The following is a 14,656-nucleotide window of genomic DNA, read 5'->3' on the forward strand; positions in this document are numbered from 1 at the left end:
TAAAAACTCTATGAATGAAGCTAAATTTATGACAAGCGTAGCATTTTATCTGTTCTTCCTATAATTATCAAATGCTTTTTTCATAATCACTGGGCAAGGCAAATTTCCTTGATAAATCTGTTCCTTCTCTCTATACTCAAATTGCTACTTGTGTACAGTAGTGCCAGTTAGTGAGAGTTTTGTTTTTCAAGGAGATCGACCACCGGAAAACACTATTTTGGCCTTATGTGGCGGCAATTCATGGATTAGCTCCCACAATGCATTAAAATTATGTTATGTATTGGACTTTTACAAAAAATGAAATCGATACTACATTTATCGTAATTGTTATGCATGGTCTCTTGCCGTATTACTCGCCTTTTTAATGAGCGAATCATTGCTATTCAACAGTTTACGGCGTATCTTTATATTTTTGAGTAAGGGTTTAGTTACATTGTGTAAAGTTACTTTGATTTTTTGATCAAAAAGGAAATATTCATGAGATTAAAGCATCCGTTTAAGTATGTGTTAATAATAATTATAATTTCTATATCTTCCATTTCCGGTTTTTTTGTTGTTTTCAATAAAACATTTGGTCTGGAACCCCATTTTGAAAATCTGTCAGTAAAAGAAGATACTGAATATAAATTTCGCCTTCCCGGAATTGTACTTTCCTATATTAACCGCCTGTATGTTGACCCTGACCGTATTGATAATGTTGAAATGGTTAAGGGAGCTCTTGATTGGCAGGAAAGAGTCATACCTGAAGTCTTGGTAGACTACTCTGAGGAGAAGAAGATAAACACCGTTACGGTTGACACTGTTTCAAAGACATTTGATTTGTCAGAAGTTCACCGGTCCAAGGATGTTTTCAAAGTGCTGCAGGATGCCCTGGATTTTATCAATAAGCATCGGGAAGAGAACGCATCACTTACCGCCAGCGATGTGGAATATACGGCAATCAACGGCATGTTGACGCAGCTTGACCCGCATTCCATTATCTTACCGCCAAAACAATTTACCGAATTTAAGATTGGCACTACCGGCAAGTTCGGAGGACTCGGCATGGTGGTAGGAATAAGAGATGGCGTTCTGACGGTAATTTCTCCCATTGAAGGAACCCCTGCTGCAGTGGCAGGAATAAAGGCAGGAGATAAAATTGTGGAAATTGATGGAGAATCGACCGTAGATATGGACCTTACCGAATCTGTTGGGAAACTGCGTGGTGATCAGGGTTCAACCGTCACACTTTCCATTTTAAAACATAAAGCAGTAGAGACAAAACTTTTTGCCCTCAAACGGGAAATAATAGTAATTCCTACGGTAGAATCCGCATCTATTGAAGGAGGTTATGGCTATGTAAGAATCAGGAATTTTCAGGATGATACCTCTCAGCGCCTTAATGAGCAGTTAAAACAATTAAACAAAAACAATGATAAAATGAAAGGACTCATTCTCGATTTGCGGAACAATTCGGGTGGTTTGTTAGACCAGGCAATCAAGGTGTCTGACAAATTTCTGGAAAGTGGCTCTATTGTTGTTACCGTTGGGCCTGGAGGCCATCCCAGAGAAGTGATCGATGCAAAAAAAACGGATACTGACGAGGAACTGTACCCCATAGTGGTGCTTGTCGATGCAGGAAGCGCCTCAGGGGCTGAAATTGTTGCCGGCGCTCTAAAGGAAAATAACCGTGCGATAATCGTCGGAGACAGAACATTTGGCAAGGGGTCTGTCCAGCAGCTTATAGAGTTAATGGACGGTTCGGCGCTAAAATTAACCATCGCAAAATATCTTACCCCTCTTTTTACCGACATTCAATCTTTTGGCATTACACCGGACATACAGCTTGTTCCGGTGACCGTAGAAAAGGACAACATCAATCTTTTTCATGGCATCACGGCAATCAGGGAAGAAGATCTGAAAAAACATTTGGACGACCACCACAAAGATGCATTTCCCTTTGCTACCCTTAAGTACTTCCATGAAATAAAGGAAAAAAAAGAGGACGCGGTTGCCGGGAAAGAGGCGGAGGTGGAACCTGCGGAAGACGAAGACCCTTACAAACTGCCTGATTTTGATAAAGATTTCCATATTGTCTTCGCCAGAAAATTACTGGCAAACACTTCTACATGGAAAAAAGAGGAAGGTTTTCTGCAAAATTCTCTTTCAGTAATTGACGCAATTTCCGAAGAGGAAGAAAAGAAAATAGCACAGGCGCTTGATAGCTTGAGTATTGACTGGTCTGAAGGGATAAATGAAGGGGCATCCGCAACAAATGTTACTTTTTTAACAAACCCCATTAATAAACGGGTAAAGGCCGGAGAAAAAATTACGCTTACGGTAACTATTGAAAACACGGGGGATAAACCTCTCTATCAATTGCGCGGAATTTCTTCCAGCAAAAACGGTCTGTACGATAAACATGAATTTATTTTTGGTAAAATAGGCAAAGGAAGTAAAAAGACGTACACCAAAACGATAGAAATACCAAAAAATTCACTTGATCGGGAAGATGAAATTACTATTAAATTTGAAGAGTTAAATAAAAACAACCCGGCAGATCTTAATTTAACTGTGGCAATAGAGGCATTGCCTCAGCCGCTTTTTGCCTTTTCTTATCAGATTTTAGATCAGGCAACAAACTCTTCAGGCAAAAATAACGGTGATGGATTAATAAACAAAGGCGAAAATATTAATCTCCTTGTCATGGTAAAAAACATGGGAAATGGGATTTCCGAAAAAACGGTTGTTACCCTCAGAAATTTGAGTGACAAAGAGGTGTTTGTAGAAAAAGGCAGGGTTGAAATTGGTCAATTAAATCCGGGAGAAATCAAGGAGGCGGAATTAACTTTTAACGTCAAAGAAACAATTGCTTCTAATGAATTTAATGTGGATATTATTATTTCCGACTCTATCTTCGGCGCTTTTTTAAGTAATACATTAAAATTCTCCGTGGTTGCCGGTGTCCCCCAAAAGCTGACGGCCAGTTCCAAACTTTTGAAGATAAACAAAAACCATATTCCACTGTATGGTGGAATGTCATTTGACACCCCTGTTTTATCAATGATGAACGAGGGCACAATTCTCAAGTCTGACGTCAGCAACGCTGATTGGTACAGGGCGGAACTTCCTAATAATAGATACGGATGGGTTTCTGCAAAGGACGTAACTGCGGTAAATAATGATGCCGGAAAATCATCCGACGAACTCGAAATGTTTATACAGCGAATCCCCCCCACCATTTCTCTGGATGGCGTGCCAAACATTTTATTTGGCGAGGAAGAATTATCCATTTCTGCACTTGTAAAAGACGATACCCACGTAAAACATGCTTATGTACTGATAAACAATGATAAAATCTTTTTCAAATCAAACAAACATGTAAGCCCAAGACAACAATCGTCATTGAAGATTGATACAAAACATTCGTTAAAAGAAGGTCCAAACGTGATTACTATCATCGCCCGCGATGATCATGATCTGGTAAGCATAAAATCATTTGTAGCAACAAAGGGCATAACGGTAGCAAAAGGCATGTAATGGGTTACTGTGCTTTTTTCCTATGCCATTTGTGTACAGCAGGAACGCTCGTATAAAGTTTCGGTGAAATGTATATGTAAAAATAAATACCTTTGTGAGGGGGGGCCCGAAACAATCTATTGTTCTAAAAAGACTTACGATTCTTTCACTGTCGTTCGTAACGGATAAACATAGTTTGTGTCAGTGCCACCCTGTATAAAATTCACATTTTGTGAACATCTTGACGATAAAAAAGACCGGTTGCAAAAGGAACGATGTGGAAGTTCTTTTGCAACCGGTCTCTTTTTGGTTGCTGAGAAAGCATTACCACATACAAAAACAACATTAATCAAAATAAGAACTAAGTCTTAAATAATTAGAGACATGCAACAACTAATGCTTCAATCAAATATCCTTCTCCTTTTAAATTTAAACATAAGGAGTGGAATCTATTTAAAAATGGTGTCGTAGCTATTGTGGAGATTATAAGGAATGATTTTTTGAGGTGTGGTTGTTTTACTTTTTGACATTTTGTCGTAAATAGCTGCTATAACCAATGAAGATATAAAAAAAATAAATCCACAAACTATAATTCTTATGTCTTTTGATGTTATACCAAAAAAGTTGTAATTTTGCCCTACGTAACTACCCGCTATTAAACTAATTAAGGGAAAGACAAACACGAGTATTATACTTTTGTAAGGTGAATGGATTGTTTTTTGCGTAACTACCAATTGCCCTTCCTTTGTGCCGGGAACTGTTTCAACTTCCAAATAGTGCGGACTACTTTTTACCTCTGCACAACCACTGCAACTCTTACAGTTCTCCGCTGTTTGTTTTAGTAATTCGATGGTAGTTCTGTTGCCGTTAATACGTTTTATGATACCTGCTTCTTTTACTTGTGTTTGTTTAAACATGGAAGCTCCAATATATTTATTGTGCCGGGGGTTGTGTTTGTGGTGAGTTGCCAACTTTTTCCCGCATGAGTTTTCCAACCTTGAACACAACGACATTTTTTGACGGTACAAAAGCAACTTCTCCGGTTCTTGGGTTTCTTGCCTTGCGTGCCGCACGCTGGCGAATTTCAAAGACGCCGAAGTCGCGCAATTCAATGCGATTACCCTGTGAAAGCTCCCCTATAATTTCATCCAAAAACATTTGAATTGTCTTTTTTACCACCATATGCGTGTTGTCTGTTTTCCTGGCAATCTTTTCGCACAGATCCCTTTTTGTCGTTGTTTGCATTACATATCTCCTTAATTATAACGGTAAGTATATTACTGGCAACCTATAGAAGTATTTAACTGAGCGAATACGTTAAAAATAAAAAAATTATCTCTTTCTCGGGTTTAGGGGATTACTGAAAGGCTGTGACCTAATCTTAACTAACTTCTAGGCATGCCACTTATGACTAGTTTGAACATAGTATCAATTCAAAAGATCAATGTCAATAAGAATTTACGACTATTCTGCAACAAAAATCCATGGTTAAAAAACCAGATACTCCCGTATTATTTTTACATAAAATTCCTTGACAATAAAACAGCTAATACGATAATATAGTCCTGTTAATTTTGATTTAAGGAGAGATAGATTATGAAAGTAAGAATTAGGAAAAGTTCGATAAAACGTAAGAGAATGTGCGGTTTTAGAAAAAGAATGCGGACAAAGGGAGGGCGTGCTATTTTAAATAGGAGACGCCGCATAGGGAGAAGGCCGCTACTGAATGTTTGAGCGAACAAAGAAAAGAAAGAGACCCTAAAAATTGAATACATTATTTAGGGTCTCTTTTTGTTTAGAAACTAATCGAGGCTGATGGCCTCTACGGGACATTCTTCCGCTGCCTGTCTACAGGTATCTTCATACTCAGAAGGCACTTCAATATCCTTCGCTTCGGCGAGATCACCGTTCATATAAAAAATTTCAGGACATGTTTGTACGCAAAGTTCACATCCTGTACAAGTATCTGCATCTACTTTTGCATGCATAAAAAACCTCCTTGAAAAAACAAAATAATGTGATTAAAAGTATTAAAAATTCCTTAAATAAAGAAATATCAAGTTTCCCCCCCACCTCCTTCCTAATGATGCTCTTTTTTTTGTAAAAGTTTGCATCCCTTTTATTTTGCCAGAAAATGATGTTCTTATAATACTTTTTATTTACAAGAAATATTTCTACGTCAGTAAATAAATCTGTTGATTAACCCCCAATTTTTGCCCCTTTTCTGTAAGATGGTTGTTGTAAATCATTAGCATGGGGCAAACGCAGGGGTTAGTATCTCTCTTAAATTCATTCATAATAATTATCATGTTATTAGATAAAATACAACAATCTTTTTTTTTAACTTTGAAGAGGAAAATGTATCTGTTTGATATGTCTTTGCCGCAAAGAAAAACACGATATCCGTATCTTTCACACTTTTATTTATAATTTGCGGGGAGAAACAATGACGGTGGTGTATGTAATATCTTTTCTCCATGACAATGCTTTTGAATTTGTAGCCTAAGTTGTCCACATGCAGCATTTACGTTAATTCCTCTTCTTTGACGAACCGTGGCGACGATGCCATGATTTTTTAGCACGGTGCAGAATGTTTCCACTGTTTTTTGTACCGGGGGGGCAAAATTGCCTTCCTTTATTGGATTTACAGGAAGAATATTAACGTTGCACTGAACTCCTTTTAATATTTGTGCAAGTAATTTGGCATCCTGTTTTGAATCATTAATGCCGTCAATCATGGTATATTCAAAACTAATATCTCTATGGGTAGCATTAAAGTATTCCTGCGCAGCACCCAGGATGTTTTTAATCCCTGTTTTACTGTTTGATGGGACGAGTTTATTTCTTGTATTATCATTCGATGCATGAAGAGAAATAGCAAGATTTACTTTGAGCCCTTCCTTTGCCAATCTTCTGATTCCTTCTATCAGGCCAACGGTTGAAATAGTGATATTTCTGGCACCTATCGCCAGACCCCAATCAGCATTCATAATTCTGAGAGACTTGACCACCTTATCATAATTGGCCAGTGGCTCTCCGATTCCCATAAAGACAATATTGGTAATGTGTTCATTTGCGGGGAGGTGGTTTTTGATATGTAGAACTTGTTCGATTATTTCCCCGGTTTTAAGGTTTCTGGTAAGTCCTAATACACCACTTGCACAAAAACTACACCCCATAGCACAACCAACCTGCGTTGAAACACATGCCGTCCTCCTCTTGCCGTCTCTTAAAAGCACACATTCAATTAAGTTGTTGTCCGGCAAATGGATCAGAAATTTTTCTGTACCGTCTTGCGAGGTGTTTATTGTGTGTATTTTGGTTTGAAAAACATTGTGTGCTTCTTCAAGCTTTTCTCGAAACGGCAGGGGAATATCGGACATTTGATTAAAATCCGTTGCGCCTTTTTTATACATCCATGAAAGAATTTGCTTCCCCCTGTAAGAAGGCTCTCCCAATGAGCGGCAAAGTTCCACCGATTCAGATAAATCTAATTCGGTAATTGAAGTTAACTGTAATTTATTCATACCCAATTTTTTGAAAAAATAAAAACGTTCGTTTCCAGGCTGGAGACTGGAAACGAGATTGAAACTGCATAATCGGTAAATATTATGATAAAAGTACTGTTATGGCTTTTTCAATACTCCTTTAATGAGATTTCTGAAATCTTCTGATTTGATTAAGAAAGAAGCGACAGCAAAAGTAGCGCTCGCGGTCAACATTGGAATGAAAAGCCGTATTCCCTTAAAGTAAAGCGAGGTGTTTTCCTCTGAATAAGGAAGCATTTTTAGCGTAAAAAAGCATACAAACCCCATCGCAACTGAGATGATTATCGTTTTTACAAGAGAGACAAAAACTTCTTTTTGTATTTTTATACTTAGTTTTTTTTGCAATATCAGGGTTAATATAATTATTTGTATTATGGCGCTAATTGAAGTGGAAAGGGCCAGACCCCCTTCTTGTAAAGTCCAGATGAGCGAAATATTCAACACCAGGTTTAAGCCGACACACAATGTACCGATTTTGACGGGAGTAACCGTATCTTTGAGAGAATAAAATGCCCTGATCAGTACATGTAGACCACAATACGCCCATATGCCGATAGCATAAAACAAGATGACGCGAGATGTTCTTAATGCCGATTCGGCGTCAAATTGGTTTCTTTTATAAAGCAGGCTTACAATAGGTTCCCGGAGCATGATAATACCAATCGATGCAGGAATACCCATAAAGAGAATGAATTTTAAAGCTTTGTTGAAGGTTCTTGAAAAGTTTTCCCAGTCTTCTCTTGCCGCATATGTGGAAAAAAAAGGAAAGACTGCGGTAGCCATGGCAACGCCGAAAACTCCCAAAGGAAACTGGATTAATCTGTCGCTGTAATACAGCACGGATGCTGCCCCGACTTTCAGGGGAAACGGTATGTTCATTCCGGCAAAAGCAAAAGAGCCCTGCCCATCACTAGTTGAGGCAAATCCAACGGCAATTATACTGTCAAGTAAAACATTAAGCTGTACGATTGCCAACCCGAAGACGATGGGGGCCATTCGTGTAAAAACCGATTTTAAGCCTGGGTGTGTAAATTGGAATGATGGACGGTAATTAAAACCTTTCTGCCTGAGAAAGGGCAGATGGACATACATCTGGATAATGCCCGAAAAAAGGATGGCAATTGCCACTGTAAAGACCATTTTCTCGGTCACATTCCCCGTATAAAAGGATACAAATGCCCCGCTTATCCAGCATATATTAAGAATCATGGGGGCAAATGCGGGGATGAAAAAATGGCGAACCGTGTTTAATATTGCTCCCATAAAAGCGACAATGCAAATAAAAAAAACATAAGGAAACAAGATTATTAGTAATTTAAAAATTAACTGCCATTTTTCATGAATGTTGAATAGTTTTGGAACCACAAAAAAAGATCCTTCACCTATGAATACAATCCCCCCTAAGATGATAATGAGTAACGTTATGACAATATTTGCAAATTTCCAGGCCTCCCGTTCTCCGTGCTTTTCTATATGTTCGGTGAATACCGGTATAAAAGCAGCGCTAAGGGCGCCCTCTCCAAATAAACGCCTAAAGAGATTGGGAATTTTAAAGGCGACGGTAAAGGCGTCCCATACGAGGCCTGTTCCAAAAATACTGGCACAGATAATATCCCTTCCAAGCCCCAGTATGCGGCTTAAAAAAGTGCAACTGCTTATGGTTTTTACGGAATAAATTAATTTTTTTATGTCTGACATGGAAAATTGATGGAGGTATAAGGGGCGTGTATTTATTTTTGATTAAAACGTGTTGCCGAAAAATCTGTAATAATTATCCCGCCCCTAAATACCCTCACAATAGGAACTTTTTGCATTTCCCCATCTGGCGAGAGAGGTTGGGGATAAATTCTTATGTGTGGATTTAATGGAAGGGACTGAAACTATATTGCAAAAATCTTTTCTGTGGCTATTTTGCCTTGTTTTCTTCGTCTTCAGGAACATAGTCTTTTGCGCAACGAAACCCAATGCTCTTATTCCTGTCTTCCGGCTTACCAAACATTCTGACAGCACATCTCATTTTATAGGCGTAGGGGGCAAAGAGGGAAGCACCTTTGATAATTCTCACCCCTGTGCTGTAATCAGGGCCTTTTGGATTCATACTTGGACTTTTGTGGTAATATTCGGCATGGTACCAATCATTGCACCATTCTGAGAGGCTGCCAATAACGTCATAGCATCCGTAAATACTTTTTCCAATATCATAACTACCTACAATCAGGGATCCACTAGGCCCTACATTTGCCAATGTTGCATCCCAAACATTCCCCCATGGGTATCTGCGCCCGTCAGTTCCTCTTGCGGCTTTCTCCCACTCTGCTTCCGTGGGAAGTCTCTTCCCCGCCCAGGCAGCGTACGCATACGCATCATACCAGTCAACACGGGATACGGGATAACCGGGATAATCATAATAGGGATAGTCCCAGTTTGTATGCACAGTACCTGGCACATGGTTTTTATCTTTTGGCTCTTCCGGGTGGCATTTGCTGTGGTCTCCCGTTTCTTTTATATATCGTACGAATTCCCAGTATAATGCGTTTGTGACTTCATATTTATCGATATAATATGCATCTAAATATACTTCGTGTATTGGTGATTCCTCGGGAATAAATTCTTCACCACCTGACCCCATAACAAATTTTCCTGCGGGAATTAAAACCATTTCACTCCATTTGTCACGGTTTTTCTCCAGCGCTGCGCTCATTTTTTTGTTTCTTTTTTCCAAAACTAGCGCTTCGCGCTTCTGTTTTTCCTCAGGCAAAAGCCCTTTTTCCAGCTTATATATATAGAGATATATATCCTGACTTATCTTTTGATAATTTTCCTGATTTTTTTTCTCTTCAGGCAGCATTTCTAATAAGTCTCTGCATGTATCCATGTGAAACAATGCCAATTTTTGATTTTCTAATTTCCAGTAAATACCACCGAGGTTAAAGTGTATTCCTATATTATCCGGATGTAAAAATACCGCCTGTTTAAATTCATTTAGCGCATCGGTATATTTTTCTTCATTTTTAAACCGGTTTCCTTCTTCTATGTGGGTTTGTATCTTTCGTGCTATTTCGGCTGGGGTAAGATTAACAATGTTTCCTTCGGGGTCCTTCTGCTCTGTAAGAGGTTGAACAATCAAAGGCATGCCATCTTTTTTGCAGAATTTTTCTCCTGGCGCTGCCTTTTCTTTGCATGTCGGGCATATAAGATCTGCCGCAGTATACTCGACAAGCTGTTTGCCATCAATACTGCAAAAGCTTACGTCTCCGGGATATATTCTGCCGCATTCAGGACACATCCTGTTTTTAGACGTATTTTCTTTTGTTATTGGCGTATTTTCTAAATTATTCTTATCAGTGCTTTGAGAGAAAAGGATATTACATAAAAATAAGTTGAGGATAACAGAAAACGTCGCCAGATAAAAAGATTTCAAAGAAAAGACCCCCATTCAGAAATGATAGATATTCGTTACAATTGAAATGTTATTTTGAGGTGTATAGAAAACTAATGTTGTATGTAATATAGCTGTATACCATTATTTATTTAAAGGCATGCATGATTCTTCAATATCTGCGGTTAATTTAATCTTCTGTTATCTCAGCCTCGACTTCACCCGGTTTTTTCCGTTTCCAGTTCGACCACTTTCCCCATTCGATATATTTTTTATCGTCAGATAACCAATATTGTGTGCCTTCCCGCTCTCTTACACAAGTTAACCCTTCTGCCTTTCGCACTTGCGTTTGCTTTATCACTTTAAAAAAATGACAATCTACCTGATGAAAATTTATTTCAGAACTATTTTTAACCTCTTTTAATTCAAGATCATTAAAGGATAATTTATTTCCCGTAATTTTCTTTTCGTCCACGGGAATTTCATAAGTGATAATATCAGTTACTTTAATGGAGACAGCATTTGGTTTTTCGTCCATCCATGGTATTGGAATGGTACCACTATATGGGGCAAATGACTGATGGAAGCTGGGGTGAGGTTCCCCTGGCTGCCGCGTTGTATCAATTATACCGCCGCCTGAATGTTGTGCCAGAACGCATTTTTCTGTCGCAAAAATAACAAAAACACTTACAAACAGCCCTAACAGAGACATCGTTCGTAATGTAACTAATCTGCCCGATTTAACCTTCATGATAAAATTCCTTTTGCTGATAAAATCCACAATTAAATTATAATCAAAAAATATTACATAAGAATGCGGGGCTTGTCAATTCTTTTAGAAGTAAAATTGGACGAGCATATCCTTTGTAAACAAAATAAAAGATAGGAAAGTTCATGAAAAATGGTGCCTTTTCGCCAATGCATTTTATGTATAGGAATTTCAATATTTTTAGTTAAGCAATGGACACCCCCTACCCTTCCCAGAAGGGAACTTGATAAGTCCCTCTGGGGCAGGGAATTGAGGGGTGGGTAAAAATGAATGCCTTGGGTTTTTGTCTTTTAAAACCCAACACAATTTAAAATATTGAATCGCCGGCGCGGTGGGATTCTTTATTCTTGACATAGATTTTTTATGATATTAAGATGAGCGGCGTTAATAAATTTTTATTATGAAAGTGTTTACAAGATAATAGCCAGTTGCGTTTTCTATGGAAAAAGTCCGAAAAATTCTTATTGTTGTCAACAATGATGATGAACATCCGGCAGGTAATTCACTCAGGGAGATGCTCTTAAAATGCGGATATCTTGTTTACATGGCGTGTCACGGCTATGATACTGTTCTCCTTATAAAGGAATATAACATTGATTTGGTTTTGTTCGACCTCTGCCTGTGCGATGAACATGAGTTTTTGTCAGTAAAAAGGACAAAGAATGCCTTGCCGGATACAAATGTTATTGTTATGGTTGATCGGGCAAAGGTTGGTAATGTAATCAAAAAACTATGCATGGACACTGTTGACTATATTTTGAAACCTTTCGACACCGATTACCTGAAAAAGACGGTTGAGAATGCTCTTTACAAACAACAGTTGGAATGGAATCTGAAAAAGACGCTATTCGATAAAGAAATTATCAATAATATAAACAAATCGATTGCTACCAGCATTGACATTCGTGAAAGTTTTTCAATGGTGTGCAGCGAGCTGAAAAAGATTATTCCATTTGTTCGCGCCTGCTTAATTATTTCAAATGAACAAGGTCAATGGTTTCAGGTGTTTGCGCTGACAAAAAAGTATGATTTTAGTGAAATTGATGCGGGGGAATCATTTCCCATGGGTGGCAGCCTTTTGGAAAAAATTATTCAAACCGGCAAGCCCATCATGGTGAATGATACAAGCACCGGACATTTCTGGACTGATAAGGTGTTGCATAGTGAAGGAATACTTTCACGGCTGGGTTTTCCCCTGATACTTAAGGGAAAAGTGCTTGGGGCAATTGCATTTGGCGCTAAGGAGATCAACAGTTTTGATGAACAGTGCTATTTCTATCTTTGGCAGATAGCACCTCAGCTCGCAATAGTGCTTGAAAACACTATTTTATTCAGCCGGATTAAAACCTCGGAAGAACGATACAAGATGTTGTTTAACTATGCGGCAGATTCGATGATGATGTTAGATTTGAATGGAAAGATACTTACGGTGAACAGGCGCGAGGAAGAAATTATCGGATATCAGATGGAAGAGCTTGTAAATAAGTATGTCTTTGATTTTCTGACTATACCGTCAAAAATAACAGTTATCTCACTACTGTCGATGGCGGTCAATAAGAAGGCGCCGACAACTGAAATTGAGGTAATCAGCAAAAATAAGCAGATATTGGTGATGGAACTGGATATTATTGCCGTTAGAGAAAGAAATGATATTATTTATATGTTAGCACATTTTCGGGATATAACCGAACGGAAGAATCTGGAGCTGGAATTGAAAAGGGAAAAGGAGAAACTGGATGATATTGTAAGTCAAATCGGTGCAGACCTCCTCGTTATCGGCAAAGACAAAAAAATTCGCTGGGCAAACAAACGATTAATCAATAATCATCCCCTCGGCAAAAGTATAATAAATCATACCTGTTTTGATACCTTTTGCAATTTTCAGGAAGATCCCGTTGATTGCCCTTCGTTTAAAGTATTTAAAACAGCAAAAATTAACCAGACAGAGCGCATGGTTTATAACCATAATAAAAAGAAATTTTGCAATGTGATCAGCTCGCCGATTTTCGATAAGGAGGGAAATGTTGTGCAGGTACTGGAACTGATTCAGGATATAACGGAAAAAAAACGGGAAGAAGAACGGCAAAAAAAATTACAGCAGCAGTTAATACATTCGGACAGATTGATATCCATCGGAAGGCTTGCGGCAGGCGTCGCCCACGAAATCAATACCCCCCTTGCAATCATTTCGGGTATGACACAAGGCTTTCTTGAAAGAAAAAAGGGATTTAGCAATGAAACAATAAAAGAATTTAAAACGATGCAAAAGGTGGCGAAAAGGATAGAAAAGATTGTTAATTCCCTGCTGGAATTATCTCATTTTGAAGGAAACGAACAACCAAGGCCTGCCAATATTAATAAAATTATAAAGGACACTGTCGCGCTTATCATAGAACCCTTTACGAAAAAGAATAAGAAAATTGTTTTGAAATTATCCTCCCGGCTACCGAAAATTAAAGGATTTGCAGAGCAATTACAACAGGTTATAATGAACCTGCTGATTAATGCAGATGATGCAACGGATTCCGGCGATACCATCTCCATAACAACGGGCATTAAAAATAAAAACACCATTACTATTACTTTTGAGGATACCGGTAAAGGTATTCCGGAAAATCAACTTTCAAGAGTCTTTGACCCGTTTTTTACGGACAAAGAAGTAGGGAGAGGGACAGGGCTGGGGTTGTCAATTACTTATGGCATTATAAAAAGGCATAATGGCGCTATTCATGTGAAAAGCGACGTGGGAAAAGGCGCAAAATTTGAAATTAATTTACCCACAAACTTTGAAAAGGTGACATATGATGGATAAAGGCGTAAAGGTATTGGTTGTAGATGATGATATTGACTATAATTTATATTTAACCAAATTTTTAAGCGAAGAGGGTTACATCGCCAAAGGTATTACAATGCCTTCAGAGGCCATAAACGTCCTGGGACAAGACCGATTTAACATCGTCATTTTGGATTTAAAAATGCCGCAAATAAGCGGTACCGAGTTGCTTAAGGAGATAAAATCAAAGTTCCAGAATATTTGTGTTATTATATTGACCGGTTATCCCTCTTTTAAGACGGCAGTTGAAACGATGAAACTCGATGCATTTGATTACTTAAAAAAACCATTCGACTTAAATGACTTGAGAAAGGCTTTACATAATGCACAAAAGACGTACTGTCTTATCAAAAATTCGAAGGATAAACTGAAGAGCGATGTCGGGAAAAAGCTTAAGTTTTTGAGGAAAAGTAAAAAGATCACCCAAAAGCAATTAGCAAACCGGACAGGTCTGTCTCCAAGCTTATTATCACAGATTGAAAACGGTCAAATCGCTGCATCTCTTAATACGCTTGATAAATTATCGGCGTCTCTTAATGTTAAGTTGTCCTATTTCCTGGAAGAAAATCCCACGGAAATTATTGCGGATACTTACTAGTATATAACGTGTATTTTGCCGGAGTTTTAAA

11 protein-coding genes are annotated in these 14,656 nt (G+C 38.3%); 4 read left to right on the forward strand and 7 right to left on the reverse strand.

What is annotated here, in order from left to right; genetic code table 11:
* Positions 1-477 precede the first annotated feature (477 nt).
* On the forward strand, positions 478-3,519 hold the full coding sequence (locus M5U24_RS06905; protein ID WP_099324202.1) for an MXAN_5808 family serine peptidase: 3,042 nt from the start codon (positions 478-480) through the stop codon (positions 3,517-3,519).
* A gap of 428 nt (positions 3,520-3,947) precedes the next feature.
* Here the strand turns inward: M5U24_RS06905 and M5U24_RS06910 are convergent, their stop codons facing one another.
* Together M5U24_RS06910 and M5U24_RS06915 are read right to left on the reverse strand one after the other, a co-directional pair.
* Entirely contained in the window at positions 3,948-4,415 is a 468-nt protein-coding gene (locus M5U24_RS06910; protein ID WP_157820373.1) for a SoxR reducing system RseC family protein, read from the reverse strand.
* Between the two features lie 16 nt (positions 4,416-4,431).
* The gene (locus tag M5U24_RS06915; protein WP_099324195.1) at positions 4,432-4,743 is read right to left on the reverse strand and encodes an HU family DNA-binding protein; all 312 of its coding nucleotides are present in this window, start codon (positions 4,741-4,743) and stop codon (positions 4,432-4,434) included.
* A 351-nt stretch (positions 4,744-5,094) separates the two neighbouring features.
* Between M5U24_RS06915 and M5U24_RS06920 the strand changes: the two genes are divergently transcribed.
* A complete protein-coding gene (locus M5U24_RS06920) occupies positions 5,095-5,232 on the forward strand; it encodes a 50S ribosomal protein L34 (protein WP_099324194.1) in 138 nt (45 codons plus the stop codon).
* 68 nt (positions 5,233-5,300) lie between these two features.
* On the opposite strand, the gene M5U24_RS06925 is transcribed toward M5U24_RS06920, so the two are convergent.
* The 5 genes from M5U24_RS06925 to M5U24_RS06945 all read right to left on the reverse strand — a co-directional run bounded on the left by M5U24_RS06925 (position 5,301) and on the right by M5U24_RS06945 (position 11,176).
* Complete coding sequence (locus tag M5U24_RS06925) at positions 5,301-5,486, reverse strand: ferredoxin (RefSeq protein ID WP_099324193.1); 186 nt, start codon at positions 5,484-5,486, stop codon at positions 5,301-5,303.
* 432 nt (positions 5,487-5,918) lie between these two features.
* Complete coding sequence (rlmN, locus tag M5U24_RS06930; protein ID WP_099324192.1) at positions 5,919-7,025, reverse strand: 23S rRNA (adenine(2503)-C(2))-methyltransferase RlmN; 1,107 nt, start codon at positions 7,023-7,025, stop codon at positions 5,919-5,921.
* Positions 7,026-7,124: 99 nt separating this feature from the next.
* A complete protein-coding gene (murJ, locus tag M5U24_RS06935; RefSeq protein ID WP_099324191.1) occupies positions 7,125-8,744 on the reverse strand; it encodes a murein biosynthesis integral membrane protein MurJ in 1,620 nt (539 codons plus the stop codon).
* Positions 8,745-8,952: 208 nt separating this feature from the next.
* Positions 8,953-10,467, reverse strand: coding sequence for an SUMF1/EgtB/PvdO family nonheme iron enzyme (locus M5U24_RS06940; RefSeq protein WP_164994742.1), 1,515 nt, complete (start codon positions 10,465-10,467; stop codon positions 8,953-8,955).
* Positions 10,468-10,615: 148 nt separating this feature from the next.
* A complete protein-coding gene (locus tag M5U24_RS06945) occupies positions 10,616-11,176 on the reverse strand; it encodes a hypothetical protein (protein ID WP_128705479.1) in 561 nt (186 codons plus the stop codon).
* A gap of 457 nt (positions 11,177-11,633) precedes the next feature.
* On the opposite strand from M5U24_RS06945, the gene M5U24_RS06950 reads away from it, so the two are divergent.
* Both M5U24_RS06950 and M5U24_RS06955 read left to right on the forward strand, forming a co-directional pair.
* The gene (locus M5U24_RS06950) at positions 11,634-14,006 is read left to right on the forward strand and encodes an ATP-binding protein (protein ID WP_295102018.1); all 2,373 of its coding nucleotides are present in this window, start codon (positions 11,634-11,636) and stop codon (positions 14,004-14,006) included.
* Positions 13,996-14,625 (forward strand): response regulator, encoded by a 630-nt coding sequence (locus M5U24_RS06955; RefSeq protein ID WP_164994744.1) that lies wholly within the window; start codon positions 13,996-13,998, stop codon positions 14,623-14,625. Before M5U24_RS06950 ends, M5U24_RS06955 begins: the two co-directional genes overlap by 11 nt.
* Positions 14,626-14,656: the final 31 nt, after the last annotated feature.

Source organism: Candidatus Kuenenia sp., assembly GCF_027493735.1.
Classification (GTDB): domain Bacteria; phylum Planctomycetota; class Brocadiia; order Brocadiales; family Brocadiaceae; genus Kuenenia; species Kuenenia stuttgartiensis_A.

Excerpts from the sequence above, each read along its gene's own strand:
- M5U24_RS06915 (WP_099324195.1), bottom strand. The coding sequence starts at position 4,743 with ATGCAAACAACGACAAAAAGGGATCTGTGCGAAAAGATTGCCAGGAAA.
- M5U24_RS06955 (WP_164994744.1), top strand. The coding sequence starts at position 13,996 with ATGATGGATAAAGGCGTAAAGGTATTGGTTGTAGATGATGATATTGAC.
- M5U24_RS06910 (WP_157820373.1), bottom strand. The coding sequence starts at position 4,415 with ATGTTTAAACAAACACAAGTAAAAGAAGCAGGTATCATAAAACGTATT.
- M5U24_RS06925 (WP_099324193.1), bottom strand. The coding sequence starts at position 5,486 with ATGCATGCAAAAGTAGATGCAGATACTTGTACAGGATGTGAACTTTGC.
- M5U24_RS06905 (WP_099324202.1), top strand. The coding sequence starts at position 478 with ATGAGATTAAAGCATCCGTTTAAGTATGTGTTAATAATAATTATAATT.
- rlmN (WP_099324192.1), bottom strand. The coding sequence starts at position 7,025 with ATGAATAAATTACAGTTAACTTCAATTACCGAATTAGATTTATCTGAA.
- M5U24_RS06950 (WP_295102018.1), top strand. The coding sequence starts at position 11,634 with ATGGAAAAAGTCCGAAAAATTCTTATTGTTGTCAACAATGATGATGAA.
- M5U24_RS06920 (WP_099324194.1), top strand. The coding sequence starts at position 5,095 with ATGAAAGTAAGAATTAGGAAAAGTTCGATAAAACGTAAGAGAATGTGC.
- M5U24_RS06945 (WP_128705479.1), bottom strand. The coding sequence starts at position 11,176 with ATGAAGGTTAAATCGGGCAGATTAGTTACATTACGAACGATGTCTCTG.
- murJ (WP_099324191.1), bottom strand. The coding sequence starts at position 8,744 with ATGTCAGACATAAAAAAATTAATTTATTCCGTAAAAACCATAAGCAGT.